The following is a 20419-nucleotide window of genomic DNA, read 5'->3' on the forward strand; positions in this document are numbered from 1 at the left end:
TGCTGTGTCAGGTCAAGGGAATACTTCCATACGGAAGTGTTACTATTAGACCACTCTCCTCCTTAGCTACTCCCTATTTTCTTAATTGCTTGCCAGCAAAATAATTTATCCAAAGCCATTCATAATCCTTAATAACATTCACAGCTATTAACAAATTCTACTTCACTAACCCGCCAGGATTATAGCTTTTTTTGAATCCCTGCTACAACATCAATACCCTGAATGAAAATCCATCATTACTACATCCTCTGAGAAACAAGGATAGAAACAATTTCTTTCACTTCTAAACCTTGTTTTTATGACGTGCACAATTAAACACCGAATAAATACCGTTTCAAAATGCTTACTTAATCTAAAAATTCTACTGCTTCCTTTTTTGTTTATTTTTTCATTACAAACTTTTTCCCAGGGGTATACTACAGTTGATTTTCACCAGGCACAAAATGACAGGGGCGGAGCAGGAACCTATGTCATTGACTGGGTCAATGGTATCCTGAACGCTACGCATACCGATTATTTTGAAGGCATCGGGGTGCCGCAAAGAATTGTACTCACCGGTATTCTAGCCAATGCCGCCAACACTAATCCCAATAAGCACTCTTTACGATTCCGGGTTTTGGCCGAAAAAGATAAAAAGCATGCTTATGATTTTCCCATCTCCTGGGACCAGGCTTTTAAAACCGCTGAAGATATCGGCAATGGTACTGTCAATGAACTGATCAACCTGTTTAACCAAAAATGTGATCCGGCATTTAGTGCAGCGGGAACTGCTGCCTGTAATGCGCTGACCGATGGTGTTAACGATTTTGTTCAAACAGCATCTTTTCCTGATGTAATCGGCAATCCCGGAAAACCAACGCTTGGCGCTCCGAATGTTGACGCCAATATAGCTTGCTTTGAAAGCTATATCAAACCTAATACAGGAGGCGTTATCAGGTATGGAGACAGAACACTGGAAATAAGGGGTAATGCAGCCATCAGCAATGTTACAGTATCCTTTATTGCCTACCAGGGTAGTGGTAAAGACCTGGCAGAATATCTTCTTGAATGGACTTCTTCTTCCGATATGGTGATGATCCGTTTTGCCACCCGCCTTGCTGCCGGAAATGGAACATGTGGTTATGGCTCCGGCCAGGGTGCAGGGAGCATCAGTGGCGGACCTTACCACGTTACACTGGAAAGACTGGATGATGTAAATGACCCAAGTGATAATGCGCCTGAACCCGGCGTTTCACTCGGTAGCCAGGATAACCAGATCATGTCTAATGCTATTCAGATCCCAGCTCCTACCTGCGGACTTACTCCAGGTTCATCAGGTTGTACCAACACTGCTACCAGCTTTACTGTTACCTATTCCAGCACAGATGCAGCGGGTGCAGCGGTTAAATTCTATTTCCTCAGCAATACGGCTGGCGCCAAACTACCCAATAATGTTACGGCGGTCGGTAGTTGTGCCGGTAATAATTATTCCGTTACAGCTGATGCTGACGGAAATGCCAGTGTTTCAATTACTCCTTCGGGAACCAACTTTACAGCCGGCAGCTTTAAGATTGGTGCTTGCGTAACAACGGGCAGTGGCACTACTACTTGTGAACAAGCAACCGCTACCGTTATAGATGAAGCATCGGTAGTAGCCAAAGTAGATGGCAATGTAACAACAGCCCAGGCTCCGGCTACACTCAATTCAAACCAGGCAAATCCTTCAGCTGCTTTGACCGCCGAAGGTACTTTGAATGGTACACAGGATAATTCGCTGTTCAGCAGCTTCACATGGGCGGCTGTATCCGGAAATAATGCCACCAATTCAAACCTCAGCTCTACAAGCGGTGCCAGCGTCACCTTTACTCCTACTGCCGCTGGTGGTGGTGGCTTTGTGACTGGTCTTTATATTTTTGAAGTAACAGCAACTTCAACTGCCAACAGTTGCGTGGCTACTGCCAGGGTCTATATCGATGTGACAGGTGGCGCTAGCTGCCCAGGTGTCAGTGGACCGACACCGGTTTGTGCAAACTCCACAGGCCTCGTATATACAGCCGGACTTGCCAGCCCCGGTGATTTCTTAACCTATGTATGGTCACTTGATCCGGCCAACGGCGCTTCTATTATCGGTAGCACCGAAGGCGTTTCTTCTATCACCGTTGATGCAGGAACAGGAGACTTTACTGTCATTCTGAAAATTAGAGCAGCAAACGGAACCGTATATGACTTCGCCAATTGCCATTACCCGGTAGATGTAATAGACATTCCAACCATTGCGACAGTTTATAATCCTCCTGGTTGTAATGATAAAACCTTTACGGTTGATGTAACTTCTCCAACTCTTGGATATACTTACAGCATCGACCAGCCAGGTAATGATGAAGATTTTTCTTCCCAGGATCAAATACCAACTGCTCAAAATCCTGATGTTCATTTTACAGGACTTATTGCTGGTGATGGTTTTATTGTCACTGTAACTACCGACCAGGCAGGTTGCACTGCTACTTCAGAATGCGAAGGCAGCACCAACACCAATAGTTGTACAGCTAATGAAACACTTACCAGAACGCCTACCAATAGTACCAATGTGGCCGGCATTACAGAAAAAACTGTAATCAATCCATCAACGAAAACGCTGGAAACTTATAAGATCGTTCTGGAATCGCCAACAAAAGTGAAAGCTGTTCCTAATCCTTACACCGATAAGATAAGATTTGATCTCGTCTCCGGGGTATCGGGCTATGGCACACTTGAACTGTACAATCTGTTGGGTCAAAAGATAGGAGTTGTTTACCAGGGCTACATCCAGGCAGGCAGACCATTATACCGTGAATATTCTGTTTCCAAGGGAAGTAGCAGTACGATGATTTATGTTTTCAAGGTGGGTGATCAAAAAGTGACCGGAAGATTGATTGGAATAAAATAGGTTGAAAGCATGATCCCTTTTTGAAATGCAGGAGCACTCACATTTCAAAAAAATAAAATGATAATAGGTGCTATCGGTAGTACCTATTATCATTTTTTCTACAAGAACCTGTTCTCACCCTTTCGAATTTTTCAACACCCCTTTAGTTAGACTAAATATCCTTTGATTCTATTCCAAAATCCAATCGAGAGGAACTGTATTAGCTACTTGTACTTTTTAAAACAATAAAATATGAGATCTATTTTCACCCACAAGCAACCAGAAAATTGCAGTATAATTCCGGGGAAATCGAAGTCCGGTTTTCCGGGTTTTATTAAACGTGTCTCAGCACTTTTGTTGATACCATTTCTATTTTTTTCATTACAAACTTTTTCGCAGGGGTATACTACAGTTGATTTTCACCAGGCACAAAATGACAGGGGCGGAGCAGGAACCTATGTCATTGACTGGGTCAATGGTATTTTGAACGCTACGCATACCGATTATTTTGAAGGCATCGGGGTGCCGCAAAGAATTGTACTCACCGGTATTCTAGCCAATGCCGCTAACACTAATCCCAATAAGCACTCTTTACGATTCCGGGTTTTGGCCGAAAAAGATAAAAAGCATGCTTATGATTTCCCCATCTCCTGGGACCAGGCTTTTAAAACCGCTGAAGATATCGGCAATGGTACTGTCAATGAACTGATCAACCTGTTTAACCAAAAATGTGATCCGGCATTTAGTGCAGCGGGAACTGCTGCCTGTAATGCGCTGACCGATGGTGTTAACGATTTTGTTCAAACAGCATCTTTTCCTGATGTAATCGGCAATCCCGGAAAACCAACGCTTGGCGCTCCGAATGTTGACGCCAATATAGCTTGCTTTGAAAGCTATATCAAACCTAATACAGGAGGCGTTATCAGGTATGGAGACAGAACACTGGAAATAAGGGGTAATGCAGCCATCAGCAATGTTACAGTATCCTTTATTGCCTACCAGGGTAGTGGTAAAGACCTGGCAGAATATCTTCTTGAATGGACTTCTTCTTCCGATATGGTGATGATCCGTTTTGCCACCCGCCTTGCTGCCGGAAATGGAACATGTGGTTATGGCTCCGGCCAGGGTGCAGGGAGCATCAGTGGCGGACCTTACCACGTTACACTGGAAAGACTGGATGATGTAAATGACCCAAGTGATAATGCGCCTGAACCCGGCGTTTCACTCGGTAGCCAGGATAACCAGATCATGTCTAATGCTATTCAGATCCCAGCTCCTACCTGCGGACTTACTCCAGGTTCATCAGGTTGTACCAACACTGCTACCAGCTTTACTGTTACCTATTCCAGCACAGATGCAGCGGGTGCAGCGGTTAAATTCTATTTCCTCAGCAATACGGCTGGCGCCAAACTACCCAATAATGTTACGGCAGTCGGTAGTTGTGCCGGTAATAATTATTCCGTTACAGCCGATGTTGATGGAAATGCCAGTGTTTCAATTACTCCTTCGGGAACCAACTTTACAGCCGGCAGCTTTAAGATTGGTGCTTGCGTAACAACGGGCAGTGGCACTACTACTTGTGAACAAGCAACCGCTACCGTTATAGATGAAGCATCGGTAGTAGCCAAAGTAGATGGCAATGTAACAACAGCCCAGGCTCCGGCTACACTCAATTCAAACCAGGCAAATCCTTCAGCTGCTTTGACCGCCGAAGGTACTTTGAATGGTACACAGGATAATTCGCTGTTCAGCAGCTTCACATGGGCGGCTGTATCCGGAAATAATGCCACCAATTCAAACCTCAGCTCTACAAGCGGTGCCAGCGTCACCTTTACTCCTACTGCCGCTGGTGGTGGTGGCTTTGTGACTGGTCTTTATATTTTTGAAGTAACAGCAACTTCAACTGCCAACAGTTGCGTGGCTACTGCCAGGGTCTATATCGATGTGACAGGTGGCGCTAGCTGCCCAGGTGTCAGTGGACCAACACCGGTTTGCGCTAATTCCCAGGATCTCGTTTATTCTGCAGGTCTGCCCAGCCCAGGTGATTTCTTAACCTATGTATGGTCGCTTGACCCAGCCAATGGCGCTACTATTGACGGAGCTAATGAAGGCGTTTCTTCTATCACCGTTGATGCAGGAACAGGAGACTTTACTGTCATTCTGAAAATTAGAGCAGCAAACGGAACCGTATATGACTTCGCCAATTGCCATTACCCGGTAACGGTAAACCCAATTCCAAGTTGCAGCATCGAAGGACCTGATCCTGTTTGCGGTGGCTCAACAGGCAATACCTATACTTCAACCGTTGACCCTGCGGGCGGTACGGTAACTCATAGCTGGTCAATCACCGGCGATGGAACTATTACCAGCGCTGATCTAACAGGGGCTTCTATCGAAGTAACAGCAGGTACCTCCGGCTCTTATACTGTAACCGACAATATCAGCAGGAATGGATGTACCAGCTCTTGCAGTAAAACTGTAACCGTCAATCCAGTTCCAACCTGCAGCATCGAGGGTCCTGATCCGGTATGCGGTGGCTCAATAGGCAATGTCTATACTTCAACTGTTGACCCTGCAGGCGGTACGGTAACTCATAGCTGGTCAATCACCGGCGATGGAACTATTACCAGTGCTGATCTAACAGGGGCTTCTATCGAAGTAACAGCAGGTGCATCCGGCTCTTATACGGTAACTGACAATATCAGCAGGAATGGATGTACCAACTCTTGCAGTAAGACTGTGACAGTAAATCCTGTTCCAACTTGCAGCATCGAAGGACCAGATCCTGTTTGCGGTGGCTCAACAGGCAATGTCTATACTTCAACTGTTGACCCTGCAGGCGGTACGGTAACCCATAGCTGGTCAATCACCGGCGATGGAACTATTACCAGCGCTGATCTTACAGGGGCTTCTATCGAAGTAACAGCAGGGGCTTCCGGCTCTTATACTGTAACCGACAATATCAGCAGGAATGGATGTACCAACTCTTGCAGTAAAACTGTAACCGTCAATCCAGTTCCAACCTGCAGCATCGAGGGTCCTGATCCGGTATGCGGTGGCTCAACAGGCAATGTCTATACTTCAACCGTTGACCCTGCAGGCGGTACGGTAACCCATAGCTGGTCAATCACCGGCGATGGAACTATTACCAGCGCTGATCTTACAGGGGCTTCTATCGAAGTAACAGCAGGTGCATCCGGCTCTTATACTGTAACTGACAATATCAGCAGGAATGGATGTATCAACTCTTGCAGTAAAACTGTGACAGTAAATCCTGTTCCAACTTGCAGCATCGAAGGACCAGATCCTGTTTGCGGTGGTTCTACAGGTAATGTCTATACTTCAACCGTTGACCCTGCAGGCGGTACGGTAACCCATAGCTGGTCAATCACCGGCGATGGAACCATTACCAGTGCTGATCTGACAGGCGCTTCTATCGAAGTGACAGCAGGAGCTTCCGGCTCTTATACTGTAACCGACAATATCTCCAGGAACGGATGTATCAACTCTTGCAGTAAAACTGTAACCGTAGATCCGATTCCAACCATTGCGACAGTTTATAATCCTCCGGGCTGTAATGACAAAACCTTTACGGTTGATGTAACTTCTCCAACGCTTGGATATACTTACAGCATCGATCAGCCAGGTAATGATGAAGATTTTTCCGGACAGAATCAAACACCAACTATTCAAAACCCCAATGTTCATTTTACCGGTCTTATAGCTGGTGATGGTTTTATTGTCACTGTAACTACCAGCTTAGCAGGTTGCACAGCTACTTCTGAATGCGAAGGCAGCAACAATACGAATAGTTGTACAGACAATGAAGCAGTTTTAACAAGAACGCCTACCAACAGTGCCAATGTGGCCGGCATTACAGAAAAAACTGTAACCAATCCATCAACGAAAACGCTGGAAACTTATAAGATCGTTCTGGAATCTCCAACAAAAGTGAAAGCAGTTCCTAATCCTTATACTGATAAGGTGAGATTTGATCTTGTATCAGGAGTATCCGGTTATGGTTCGCTTGAATTGTACAATGTATTGGGCCAAAAGATAGGCGTTGTTTACCAGGGCTATATCCAGGCAGGCAGACCACTTTACCGTGAATATTCTGTTTCAAAAGGAAGCAGCGGCACGATGATTTATGTTTTCAAAGTAGGCGATCAAAAAGTGACTGGAAAATTGATCGGAGTGAAATAGTTTTTTATAATTGACTCGCAAATAAAATAGGCGCATAAAAGCGCCTATTTTATTTTTTCAGAACAAATCTTCTGTATCTGTTACAGTTTATTTTAAAAAACTATGGATTGATCACATACGCTGCGACATCTCCCGTTTGGGGCAAGAAATCATAATCAATCCATGAATACCCGGCATCTCCCCATGATGTTCCCCAGGAGTTCATCACTTTATACGCATGCTTTGCATCATCATAGCCACAAATTGTCAAAGAATGGCCTAAACCGCCTGATCCGGAAAAAGATTTCCAAATAAATCCTGGTCCTGCCATCGGAAAACTTTGATCAAGAACAACACTTATTATAAGCGGGTGGTTTTGGACCAGCAGATTTTTTATAGCTGTTATATCACTTTTATACACTGATGAATAAGAAATAATCTTATAATTAGCGGCCTCATTTAATTGCGAACTGGTCGGCAAAAGTGAGCAACCATTTGTATTACTGTAAGGCATAGACTGCCAGGTGGAAACACCTGTGTTTTTTAGGAATTCAAGTGTTCTTATGGTTGATGCTCCTGATCCACAATCTCCAATCTTTGTTTGGTTATATAAAAACTCAGGACTAAAAATGTTGCTTACGTAATCATAACTTGAAGCGTTGGTCTGGTAATAGTATTCAGCAGACCTCGCCGCATATCCGGCAGCAAATGCTACGCATGAAAACTCTCCACCCTGATTTCCTACCGGAGGCATTACTAGCTGAAAACTTGAGGGGAGTGGCGTTGGTGGTACAACAACTGGTGGTGTATCGGGACATCCATCCGTATCTTCGAACCCATTGACCGTCTCCGCTTCAGAAGGACAAAGATCTTGTGTATCGATAATGCCATCACCATCTGTATCGGGCACTGTATCCGGACAACCATCTGTATCCTGGTACCCATTGACCGTTTCTGCTTGTGTGGGACAGGCATCATTGGCATCGGCAATTCCATCACCATCTGAATCAGTGGCAGTAGTTGGCGGGGTGTCCGGGCAACCATCTGTATCCTGGTATCCGTTGACCGTCTCCTTTTGGTTGGGACAGCCATCACTTGCGTCCGGAATTCCATCACGATCGCTGTCTTTCTTTGATGTTGTTGTTGTGCCACCTCTTGCGCCTATTACATCATTCATTGAATTGTAAAACTCCTCAGATACTATCATGGGAACTTTGGCAATGGCGCCGGGATCATCGGGAACAACTCCGGAGGTACGTAGCCGAGATTGTCCTACCTCAGTGCTTTCTGTGTTATGGGAGACTTCTTTCTGACAAGCAGCAAACAAAATCGCTACAGCACACACAAATAGCCATAGTCGTGCGATTGGTGTTTTCATGGGTTTTTCATTTACAGATTAAAAAATAAAATATTGGATCCCCGGTCAGCTATAAGGCTAAACCGGTGCGTCTACAAAAAGCCATTGATAGTGTGTGGGAATAAAAAAGATAGGACTGTTTTCATCAGGGTATTGAATCAACATTACCTCCTCCTTCCCAAAATCATCACCATATTAACAATAATGCCAATGCCTATTTAAACAACAAACGTACCAGACAGGCCCAAAAACATTGATCTGAGGAAAGAAATCATCATGTATAGCAATATGACTTCGAAAGCATCAAAATAAATGTCGAAATAACACTTAGTAATTTTACGTTACTTATTAAGAACTATTGCGAACTTTTCCCCAAAATATTTTTTTTGAGTGGAGATAATCTAAAAGGTATGGTTTTTGGTTTTGTGAGTGGAAAATATTCAGACCATATTGGAAAAACCTTTTAAAGCAGCATATCCGGCTGCTTTATTATTTTGTAGCAGCCGGTTTTACATTAAAGTTTTCCATTCTTTATTTCATCGACCACTGCAGGATCAAGCAAAGTAGTAGTGTCTCCCAAATTGGAAGTTTCTCCTTCGGCGATCTTTCGCAGGATGCGTCGCATGATCTTTCCACTTCTTGTTTTGGGCAGACCACTTACAAACTGGATCTTATCCGGTTTGGCAATGGGCCCGATGATGCGGGAAACAGTTTGCAAAATATCCCTTCTCGTCAGCTCCTGGTCCCCGTGTTTTGTAGCACCGAAAATTACATAGGCGTAAATGCCTTGCCCTTTTATGTCATGGGGATAACCTACTACTGCACTTTCAACAACACCGGCATGCATGTTTATAGCATTTTCTACTTCGGCGGTTCCGATCCGGTGACCGCTTACATTTAATACATCATCGACCCTGCCGGTGATACGATAAAAACCTTCCTCATTTTTCAACGCACCGTCACCGGTGAAATACAAATCTTCATAAGTAGCAAAATAATTAGTACGGCAACGATCATGATCGCCCCAGGTAGTTCTTAAAATGCCTGGCCACGGCGCTTTAATACATAAATTACCAGAGGTTACTAAAGCCCCACCTTCGGAGGGATTCGGGGCCGCTTCGTTCCCATTTTCGTCTACCAACAGTGGTTGTACACCCGGCATTGGCAAAGTGGCCCACGATGGCTTGGCCGGTGTAACTCCCGCCATATTACTGATTAATGCACCACCTGTTTCGGTTTGCCACCAGGTATCTACAATCGGACATTTCTTTTTCCCGATATGTTCATCGTACCAGTGCCAGGCCTCTTCATTGATAGGTTCACCCACGGTGCCCAGCACTTTCAATGATGAAAGGTCTTTTCCTTTCAGCGGCTCCAGGCCAAAGCCCATCAAACTGCGGATAGCTGTCGGGGCCGTATATAAAATATTCACCTTGTATTTATCTACTATATCCCAGAACCTGCCGGCATCGGGCCAGGTTGGTATGCCTTCAAACATCAGGGAGGTGGCGCCTGCACTTAATGGACCATACACGATATAACTGTGCCCCGTTATCCAACCGATATCGGCGGTGCAAAAATGTATTTGGCCAGGCTGGTATTGAAATACATTGACGAATGTATAATTCGTCCAAACCATATAACCGCCAATTGTATGCACAACGCCTTTTGGCTTACCCGTACTTCCAGAAGTATATAATATAAATAAGGGATCTTCGGCATCCATTTCTTCTGCGGGAAACGATACGACGCCATCCTTCTCTACCTGCGATTCGGCATATTCCATTTCATCTTCCCACCATACATCACGTCCTTTGATCATACTCACCGGAGTCCTGGTGCGGGTATAAACAATTACTCTTTTCACCAGCTTGTTGCCGATCAGTGCATCATCTATCACACTCTTTAACGGAATATCTTTGCCGCCCCGGTAAGCACCATCACAGGTTACGATAAACTCAGCCTTGGCATCTTCCAGCCTGTCAGCAATGCTTTGCGCTGAAAATCCGCCAAAGATCACACTGTGAATAGCGCCGATACGGGCACAGGCTAATACGGCGTAAGCCAGCTCCGGCACCATACCCATATAAATACAAACCCGGTCACCTTTTTTTACCCCATTATTTTTTAGCACCTGGGCAAACTGGCAAACCCTTTTGTGCAAACGTTCATATGTAACAACTCTTGTTCGTTCTTCGGGATTATTGGGCTCCCAAATGATAGCTGGCTTATCCTTTAATGTTTCGAGATGGCGGTCTATACAGTTTTCTGTGATATTTAATTTACCACCGGCAAACCATTCTATTTTTGGTTCTTTAAAATTCCAGTTGAGTACTTTATCCCATTTTTTCCTCCATTGAAAATGCCCGGCTATATCAGCCCAGAATGCCTCCGGCTCGTCAACGCTTTTTTTATAGGCTGCTTTGTATTCATCGTACGATTTTATCTGGTAAGGATATGACATAAACAATCTGCTTTTTTTGGGGCCTTAAATGTACGAAGACAATTTTTTTTATTTCGCTGATAAATATCAATTCGTATTTTAAACCCTTGAAATAAAAGGATCGCAATAAATATTTGTATTCAAAATGAAAATTGCCAGATGAAAAACAATGCACCGAATGGAATTGTAAAAGTTATTTCAGCTTCGTCAGTTGGCACCATGATCGAATGGTACGACTTCTACATTTTTGGCATGCTGGCCAAAACTATCTCCACTCAATTTTTTCCGGAAGGCAATGCTACTGCGGCCCTGTTAAGCACACTCGCCATTTTTGCAGCAGGTTTCATTGTTCGGCCGTTTGGAGCTTTGGTGTTTGGAAGATTAGGTGATCTGATTGGCCGCAAGTACACTTTTTTGCTAACACTTGTTCTGATGGGTGGCTCTACTTTTTTGATTGGCCTTGTGCCCTCCTATTCTTCTATTGGCATTGCTGCACCTTTACTAGTTCTGCTATTAAGACTTGTACAGGGACTTGCACTCGGCGGTGAGTATGGTGGCGCCGCTACTTATGTGGCCGAACATTCCCCTGCCGATAAAAGAGGCTATTATACCAGCTGGATTCAAACAACGGCAACACTGGGCTTATTTGTTGCACTCGGTGTGATCATGTTGGTGAAACTAAATATGACTGATGGGCAATTCAATGCGCAGTGGGGTGGCTGGCGTTATCCATTCTGGATATCGATCTTGTTGGTTGCGGTATCAGTGTATATACGATTAAAAATGTCGGAGTCTCCTTTGTTTTCCAAACTAAAATCAGAAGGCAAGACTTCCTCCAATCCATTAAAAGAAAGCTTCAGTCACAAAGCCAACTTTAAAATGGTATTGCTGGCATTGTTTGGCGCGGTGATGGGGCAGGGTGTGATCTGGTACACCGGCCAGTTTTATGTGCAAAGTTTTTTGGAAAATGTTTGCAAGATAGAGTTTGAACAAAGCCGTACAATTATGCTTTGGGCTATTGCTTTTGCTACACCTTTCTTTTTATTCTTTGGTTGGTTAAGTGATAAGATTGGAAGGAAGTGGATTATGCTGGCGGGAATGTTGCTGGGGATTTTAACGTACAGGCCGATATTCAATACTTTTCTTGAGGAAGCAAGTATTGAAAAAAATAATCTTGAAAAATCTGCTATTGCGGTTCCGCTTATAAAGACAGAAGGCATCAAAGAAAGTGCAGACTCTCTATGGATTACTACGACAACATTTTCTCTGTCGGATGGAAGCCGTTTTACTGAAATAAAGAAAGATACATTGTCTGCGGAAGCCGATAAAATCATTGGTTCTACTAAAAAAGAATACAAAGACAAACAGCTTGCGACTTCAACCTACTGGAAGTTCGTCGGGCTTGTTTTTCTACTGATACTGTATGTCACCATGGTCTACGGCCCGATCGCTGCTTTCCTGGTTGAACTGTTTCCTACAAGAATCCGTTACACATCCATGTCACTTCCTTATCATATCGGCAATGGTGTGTTTGGCGGATTAGTTCCCTTTATCGGCCTGTTATTAACAACAACCCATCCAAAAGATCCGTTGGTTGGGCTGTGGTACCCGATTGGGATCGCCGCCCTATGCTTTATCATTGGCCTTATGTACCTGCGAAATAAGATTGACAAGGACGTGACAGATTAAGGGCCTCCTCCCCATCCCGACGAAATGTCGGGACCATCTAAGCACAGCCCTGACTTATTTGAAAAACATTATAAACCCGAAGACTCATGAATACAATAAAAAAATATTTAGGTATTGTCTGGCTATTGCTGGGACCGATAGTCATCTACTTTTTAATAAGTGGTGCTATCAGTAACATCGATCCTGCCGGCAAAAAGGACATCAACAATCCTGTTATCTGGATCATCATCATTGCCATCTTCACGCCTATTGCTATCGGTCTGATGATTTTTGGCTGGTACGCCTTCAAAGGAGAATATGATCACCTGCCTGAAGATTCGGGTGAATTGTGAGATGATAACACTGCAAATTGTCAGGATGATCTGAAAGCAACCGGATGATTGAGCTTTTTATGCTGGCCCAAAAAGATCCGCAGGAAAATCCGGATGGCAGCCAATTCTATAAAAATAAGACACAAAGCCAGCAGCGTTATGAGAAAACCCTGAGTGTGTTCGACATAAGTAAACAATACATCAATCCCGATAAAGGCCGCTGTAATAGGAAAGCCCAGCATGCCAATGGCTGCCAGCAGGAATAAAAATGCAATGGTTTTTTCCTCGTAAACATAACCATGATAATTATTGAGAGTGATATCGCCGTCAATTGCCTTAATTTTTTGCAAACAATAATAACCTAGTACAAACGCAATTACTACTCCACTTGCATAAAAAATAATTTCAATAGTGTTAACATGATCTGTGTTGATGACTACGCCGGCAATAATAAAAATATGGGCCAGCAATAAATATTGCCAGGTCACCAGGGCTGAGCCACGGTGGGAAAATGCAAAAAGAATAATCGCTAAAGAAATAGATAGAAAAGTAACAGCAATACCTGTCCTTTGCGACACGAAGAATTTTGGGTTATAGATCGGGCCAATCATCGCAGTCAATGCGATTAAACCAACTGCGACCAGGAAAATTTTAGAGTTCAAAAACTGGAATTGCTTGCCTATCCATTTAAATGGATTCCACAAATACTTGTACAGCATAGTATCAAGGTTCCATTCTTTAATCCCGAGCATGTATAATCCGGCCCTTGCACCCTGCACCGGTTGTTGCTTTTGCGGATGATAATGAAAATATTGATGATGCACCAGGTAATTTAAAACTGATGGTGAAACCAATAACTGATAGGTTCGTAAAAAAGCATTTCCTGCAAAATGGATTAAAGCGAGAATATGAAAACCCAGTGCCACTTCAATAAATATGATACCGATTTGAGCAGCCGATGAATAAGCAATCTGGGTTTTCACAGTTGGCTGCACCCTGGCTATCAATGTTGCAATTATTCCTGTCACTGCACCAACCGCGATGATAATTATTTTAATTGCCGTCATATCCTGCCAGAAGGGCCAGGTTCGGAGTAAGATAAACACACCGATATGAACACTTAATGAACCGTAAAAAATGGCTGAAGAAGAAGTTGGACCTTCCATTGCACGGGGAAGCCAGGAGGTAAATGGAAATTGAGCGGATTTAATAATGGCTGCCAGCGCTATCATGATTGCAATAAATAAGGCCATCCCGCCATGATCCTGCTGTAATGCGATCTCCCTTGCTTCGTTTAGCCGGGTAAATATGATATTCTGGTGAGTGAGATGATGCATCATCCACATAGCAAGGATCAACGCCAGGTCACTTATTCGATAGTTGGAAATTGTTTTAAAAGCATTTTTTACCGGCAAATAACGATTACGATAAAAGGCGATTAACAGGAATGAAGAAAGACCGATGATTTCCCAGCCAATAAATAAGGTTTCGAAATTGCCTGAAAAAATGATCAGGTTATAACCTAAGGCAAAAAAAAGGATGGTATTGAAGAAGCGTTTATATCCTTCATCCCGGTGCATATAGTAACGGCTAAAGGTAGATACCAGGAAAAATAAAATGGCGCCGACAATACTGTAAACCGCAGTGATATGATCGTAATAGAACTGGATCGCAAAAACAAAATGATCAGTTTTATAAAGCGTAGCGAAGTATTGGCTGAAGGGGGTTCCGCCGTTAATTATCCACAATGCACAGTATACAACTGCCGCAACCATATAAAAAGCCTTGGTAAATTGTACGATCAGGGCAATAGGTTTTTCCTGTTTGTTTTGCCAAAACAAGGACGCTAAAAAAGCTACCAGGGGAATAAATACAAAAAGGCTTATGAGTTGAAGCAGCATTTGATTGAATTGATTCACTATTTAATTTTTATGGCAAGTAATAATCAGTCCGAAGAATAATTTCTTTTATTTAACAGTCAATCCAACAGGTATACCGGAAGATTTTCCTCCGTAGCATGTACAATATGATTTGTTTCCATTTCTTTAGCCTTCTCTATAAATTCTTCCATGTTCCTGATCGTTTTGATTTCTGCTGCATCAGTAATCGGTTCATACTTTAAAAACGAACCATTACGGAAATAATAAAACTGTTTTTCTTCCGGGTGAAACGACACGATATGCACCCACTCGTTTTTATACCACTCAAATACTTCAGGGGAAGATTGAATGGCTTTCAAAACAATTTCGGGTCTATGTTCAACAATTACCAGCAACCTGACGGGGTCATGCACTTCGATCATTTGCCAGGGAAGGCCGGGGCGCAAATCACCATCACTGCTGTTGGCAACACCAAACAGGCCCATGACATTGTGAGGTAGTTTAGTACCGGCACCCATTTTTATATTATCAACTCTTGAAAAATAATATTCAAGATTAATGCCGCCGCATACCAAACCAATGGGTCTCATTACACCTGTAAGTATCGCCCCATCCGGGTCAGTTGTATAGTCATAACTATTTAGAAAAGCTCGGCGATCCAGGAACAATCCCTTTGTAGTCTGTCTCCTGCCGATGATAGCCAGTGTATTTGTTCCATGACCTAATTCCGGCCGCGGTTCAAATAAAGAAACACTGCGGTTATGGATGGCTTTGCGAACATGTTCTAATCTTTGCCGGGTGTCAATAGAGGCAAATCTCCGGCTTCTTTCTTTGGCATTTAAGTTCAATGCTGTTTCAAAATTTTGTTTATTGATAAAATGCCTCTTTAGATTTTCTTCAGTCAGCGGTTGTTCATCGTAATACCCTATCACGTCCGCCGCAGTATCATGCATGCTGCCTATAAACTGTGTCGTTCCAGGAATTATAATGCCTTTCGTCTGCAGGATCTCCCTGACTTTTTGATGATTTAAAATAAAAGCCTGCACTCTTGCATTGGCAGCGCCGGGTCTGCCGCTACAGGCGCCACAGTCATGGGCGCCGTGATGTGGATTATTGGCACTACTGCTGCCATGTGCGACGATATAAATGATGGGAGCAAAATTTTTGACCAGGCCTATACTTTTCAAAAATCCTTCTGCTCTTGTCACCATTTCATCTATTGTATAACCTACCTGTAATCCATTTTCTATATCATCGGCATTTTTATTTTCAATGGTAAGCACTGACTGACGATCCATGTGCCCATAAGCATTTGAAATAGCCGGGCTCATTGTAGGTTTAAAAAGACTGAGCACCGTTTTTATAAAAGCCCAAAAGCCAAGGCTTATACTAAGTGCAAAGCCTGTCAAAAATCCGTGTGTATGTTTCGTATACAGGGCTTCTCCTTTTCGTGCTGTTTTCGCTTCAAATTCTTTGATCAAATACTTTGGGGTTACCGGTGCAGGGCAAAGTTTATCATAAAACTTACTCCCCTCTTGCTGAAAATAAAATTCAACACCAAAAAAGCCGGGAGCTCCGAATGTTTCACAGTTTTTGTCAACAGCTTCTATATGTCGTCGTAAAGAACATTCTCTTTCATCTATACAAAAGATAGCCTGGAAACCCCCTCCGCCCCCTAAAGGGGGAACCATATGGCCATTTGACACCGAAAAGTCTTTTACAATTGCCGGTTCTAAAGCCTTTCCGTTGACGGGGTTTGGGGAGGCCAGTTGAATACCCTTCAATACCGAATCGTAGTAGCTCCATTCAAATGCATCTTGCCATAGTTCGATCACTTGGGCCAATTCAGTTTTTTCTATATCTGCCAACAGATCCATTGGAGGAGCATCTATGTGAATAATCAGTCGTTCCCAATTATTTTTGAAATGTGCGTTCAATGCATCCAGTTCCAGCAATAATTCAAACTCAACCAGCTCCCTTAGCGTAATAATTTTCCTGTCCAATAATGTTTGAGGATTATCTTCTACTGCACTCACAAAACCACTCCAGCCATGATGTGCAAACTGCTGGTCAAAAAGATATTGCTCAAAGTAAGCTTCGTCATCCACGATGGTTTGCAATAACCCGGTAATTGAATAATCACCGGATAAAAATTTCTGCTTAACAGACCGGGTCTTAAAAAAGCTGACCGAGCTATTTTTCTCCAGTTCTCTTATGCTATCAGTAAAACTTTTGTTGCTTACCGGGAAATTTTCCACTGCGATACCCTGGTCCAAAAAAGCGCAAAGGATACGAAACAAAAGCGGATGTACTTTATTATCGAGGTCGATATGATAAACGCTTTTCCAAAGTTTTCTCAGTTGTCCGATCCGCGGCTGATTAATAGTGTCATACTGCTGGTGGAGTAGTTTGGTTTTCCACTCCGCAACATTTTCTTTTTTGTTGGCGACTACCATCTGCAACACGTCCTGCCGTATCCTGCCCGTCTTATAAAGCTCCCGGTATTCACCCAACTGCAGATGCACCTGGAATCCAAAAATTTTAGACGCTTTAAAAATAGCGTCATAAAACTTCATGTGCTGAAAAACATGCAATGAATTATGATGAATAAAATCCTTTAGTGCCTGCTGTGAAGGCAGAAAATGCTTTAATTTATGCAGCACATGGTTTTCATCAAAATGGTTTGTTGTCATGCTTTTTTTATTGATTAGTGAGCAGATTGAACATGCAGCTCGTTTTCAATTTGATAAGCATCTTTAAAGCCGACCAACTGAAGTTTTATATTTTTCAACGGTGCTTTGATATCCCTGAACTCTTTGATCAATTCAAGCACGTCAAAATCGATATATTGGGTATTGGAAGCATCAATTCTTACCGAAGACTGAGCCGGCATATGATCGAGCGTTTCGCGGATCGCCGCCTTATTCAAAAAGGATACTTCTTCTGACAAACGGATATTAATCGTTTCTCCTTCTGTGTGTTTTTCCTCGTGGAAGAAATAAGAATTCTTCAGGTTACCGTGAAGTATAGCTCCTGTTGCCGCAATGATGCCGGCAAAAACACCAACTATTAAACCTTTGCCGCTTAAAGCCGGATAAATATTAAACAGATCTATAGCCAGTATTATGATAACGGTTACAATAAATGGTATAAACTGGTATTTCCCATTCTCGAACATCAACCTGAAGAAAGATGGTTTAGCAAGTTTATACCCGGTCAGCAATAAAACAGCTGCGAGTGCAGACAGTGGAATTTTATTGAGCAAAAAAGGAATGGCGATAATACAAAAAAGCAACAGGATGCCGTGAATAATCGCGGACAACTTTGATTTAGCTCCTGCATTTACATTGGCGCTGCTTCGCACGATTACACTTGTCACGGGCAATCCGCCAATAAGCCCCGCTACTGCATTACCCACTCCCTGGGCAAACAATTCCTTATTGGTATTGGTCACCCGTCTTTCAGGATCTATGTTATCGATTGCCTCAATACTTAACAGCGTTTCCAATGAAGCAATAATGGCTATAAAAACACCATACATAATTACCCGGCCATCCAAAAAGCCATTAAAATCAGGCAGTGTAAAAAAACTAAAAAACTCACTGGCATTACCAGCAACCGGTATCTGAACAAGATGTTCGTTTTCTGCAGCCAATGCGCTGCCGGTTTGAACCCATATTGTATTAATAAGTAAGGCTGCGATCACAGCGACCAATGCACCGGGAATAAAGGGCAGTCTTTTTTTAATGAAAGGCCGCTCCCATAGTAACATGATGAGGATCGATACCACGCATAAAATGGTTACACCAATTTCGATGTGATGAAGCGGTTGCAGCAGTTCATGCATATCCTCGCTACCATAGGGTAACAGTTCAGTCATATTACCCTTTTCATCTTTATCATAGCCAAAGGCATGAGGAATTTGTTTTGCAATGATCAAAATACCGATACTGGTGAGCATACCTTTGATTACACTGCTGGGAATATAGTTTGCAATACCACCCAGTTTGGCTGCTCCCAAAATGATCTGAAAGATGCCGGCTATAAACACCGCACATAAAAACAACTGAAAATTGCCGATAGTGCTTATGGCCCCCAATACGAGTGCAGCCAAGCCGGCAGCAGGGCCGCTTACACTCAATGAGGAATTGCTTAATGTCCCGATGACAATACCTCCAACGATACCAGAAATAATACCGCTAAAAAGCGGAGCACCACTGGCAAGTGCGATACCTAAACAAAGCGGAAGGGCAACCAGGAAAACAACCAGCCCTGATGGCAGGTCTGATTTAAGCATAGAACTATTGAACTTCATTTGTAATTACAGTTTTTAGATTGTTAGCAGATTTTTTATTTCCGTTTTCTTTTTTGGTAAGGTTTTTAAAAAAATCTACGCTTCCATTTTCAACATTATAAATGCCGCCCACAATACCGATCTCGCCTTTTTTAAACATTTCTTTCACTATATCACTCCTGTTCAGTATTTCTTCGAGGCTGTTCTCCACATTTGCGTAGGCAACCTCATCGTTAAACAGATGGTTGCTGCTATCCTGTAATAAAGCTTTGCTGATCGAAGGCTGAATGCGGTTTAGCAAGGCGGTAATATGTCCATCTTCTACTCCCTGTTTGGCACTCTTGATGGCGCCACATTCGGTGTGGCCCAGCACCATCAACACTTTTGAGCCCACATATTTAATTGCGTATTCAATACTCGCCAGTATATCATTGTTAACGATATTGCCGGCAACCCTGATGCTAAAGATGTCCCCAAGCCCCTGGTCAAAAATGAGCTCGGTGGAAGTACGGGAATCCATGCAACTTAAAATGACTGCGAAGGGATATTGACCTTCCCGTGTTTCATTGATCATCTCAAGGTGATCATGATCCGTCTGCAGATTATTTATAAAGCGCTTATTGCCTTCAACAAGTAATTCATATCCCTTATAGGGCGTAAGATTCTCTAAGTATTCTTTAGAATGCTTTCTCATAATATATATATGTTTAAGTAAATAGCTATTGCAGCTGGCAACACTATGACAGTAGAAAAAAATTATTACATCAGAAAATTCTGGCTGAATACAGCCAAACGTTACAAAATGCAGTCTTGCAGATTATGCTGCGTTGGGTGGAGGTACTAATAATTCGCCATGGAATGCATGATAGGTATCTGCATTCTCACATTTATGATAGCGTGAAATAATAGAAAAGAAATGTTCGGCGTGATGATGATCATGCAGGTATTCTTCAGAAAAAGAGCTGCCGTTACCAGGAGATTTTTCCTCGGTATTATTGCCAAAAGGGTTGGCAGAATTGTCATCATCTGCCGTGGTAGCTGTCACTTTCGACTGCTTAGCTATTTCCTGCTGACCCGCATATACAAAGGGAGCACTGATAGTGAGCCATAGCAATGCCAGGATCATAAAAACGGCCGAAGCCATTTGCAAAGCATTATATGTCTTTTTTACACTCATCAGAAGCACTGCAAAATAGTCAATTACCAGTTTTGAACCAAACCATTAATGGATAAGCCTTGTAATATTATTATTAACAACCCTTAACCAACACTAACACTTGTTCAATTATTATTCATGGCATTTATCCTGTAAAACAAATACGATACCAGATAGATTAACTGTAACAGCAGAGCAACACAATTGTTGGCTGGCATGGAAA

General features: G+C 42.9%; 11 protein-coding genes. 4 read left to right on the forward strand and 7 right to left on the reverse strand.

Annotation, left to right across the window (positions count from 1 at the left end; translation table 11 throughout):
* The first annotated feature begins 298 nt into the window (after positions 1-298).
* Together P2W73_RS15385 and P2W73_RS15390 are read left to right on the forward strand one after the other, a co-directional pair.
* Entirely contained in the window at positions 299-2905 is a 2607-nt protein-coding gene (locus P2W73_RS15385; RefSeq protein ID WP_276502959.1) for a hypothetical protein, read from the forward strand.
* 231 nt (positions 2906-3136) lie between these two features.
* Complete coding sequence (locus tag P2W73_RS15390; RefSeq protein WP_276502960.1) at positions 3137-7087, forward strand: PKD-like domain-containing protein; 3951 nt, start codon at positions 3137-3139, stop codon at positions 7085-7087.
* Positions 7088-7187: 100 nt separating this feature from the next.
* On the opposite strand, the gene P2W73_RS15395 is transcribed toward P2W73_RS15390, so the two are convergent.
* Entirely contained in the window at positions 7188-8444 is a 1257-nt protein-coding gene (locus tag P2W73_RS15395) for a C1 family peptidase (protein ID WP_276502961.1), read from the reverse strand.
* Positions 8445-8937: 493 nt separating this feature from the next.
* Positions 8938-10887 carry an acetate--CoA ligase gene (gene acs / locus P2W73_RS15400; protein WP_276502962.1) on the reverse strand — a complete coding sequence of 650 codons (1950 nt, stop codon included), beginning with the start codon at positions 10885-10887 and terminating at the stop codon, positions 8938-8940.
* A gap of 138 nt (positions 10888-11025) precedes the next feature.
* Here acs and P2W73_RS15405 point away from each other — a divergent pair, with 138 nt between their 5' ends.
* Both P2W73_RS15405 and P2W73_RS15410 read left to right on the forward strand, forming a co-directional pair.
* A complete protein-coding gene (locus tag P2W73_RS15405) occupies positions 11026-12555 on the forward strand; it encodes an MFS transporter (RefSeq protein WP_276502963.1) in 1530 nt (509 codons plus the stop codon).
* A gap of 86 nt (positions 12556-12641) precedes the next feature.
* Positions 12642-12887 carry a DUF6814 family protein gene (locus tag P2W73_RS15410; RefSeq protein ID WP_276502964.1) on the forward strand — a complete coding sequence of 82 codons (246 nt, stop codon included), beginning with the start codon at positions 12642-12644 and terminating at the stop codon, positions 12885-12887.
* A gap of 20 nt (positions 12888-12907) precedes the next feature.
* Here P2W73_RS15410 and P2W73_RS15415 read toward each other — a convergent pair whose 3' ends face one another.
* From P2W73_RS15415 to P2W73_RS15435, 5 genes are all read right to left on the reverse strand, one after another.
* Positions 12908-14767, reverse strand: a complete 1860-nt coding sequence (locus P2W73_RS15415; protein ID WP_276502965.1) for a proton-conducting transporter transmembrane domain-containing protein — start codon at positions 14765-14767, stop codon at positions 12908-12910.
* Positions 14768-14844: 77 nt separating this feature from the next.
* On the reverse strand, positions 14845-17439 hold the full coding sequence (locus tag P2W73_RS15420; RefSeq protein ID WP_276502966.1) for a YbcC family protein: 2595 nt from the start codon (positions 17437-17439) through the stop codon (positions 14845-14847).
* Between the two features lie 14 nt (positions 17440-17453).
* Entirely contained in the window at positions 17454-19061 is a 1608-nt protein-coding gene (locus P2W73_RS15425; protein ID WP_276502967.1) for a SulP family inorganic anion transporter, read from the reverse strand.
* Complete coding sequence (locus tag P2W73_RS15430; RefSeq protein WP_276502968.1) at positions 19048-19734, reverse strand: carbonic anhydrase; 687 nt, start codon at positions 19732-19734, stop codon at positions 19048-19050. The genes P2W73_RS15425 and P2W73_RS15430 overlap by 14 nt, the downstream gene beginning before the upstream one ends.
* A 123-nt stretch (positions 19735-19857) precedes the next feature.
* Positions 19858-20184, reverse strand: coding sequence for a hypothetical protein (locus tag P2W73_RS15435; RefSeq protein ID WP_276502969.1), 327 nt, complete (start codon positions 20182-20184; stop codon positions 19858-19860).
* Positions 20185-20419: the final 235 nt, after the last annotated feature.

Source organism: Terrimonas pollutisoli (assembly GCF_029360765.1).
Classification (GTDB): domain Bacteria; phylum Bacteroidota; class Bacteroidia; order Chitinophagales; family Chitinophagaceae; genus Terrimonas_B; species Terrimonas_B pollutisoli.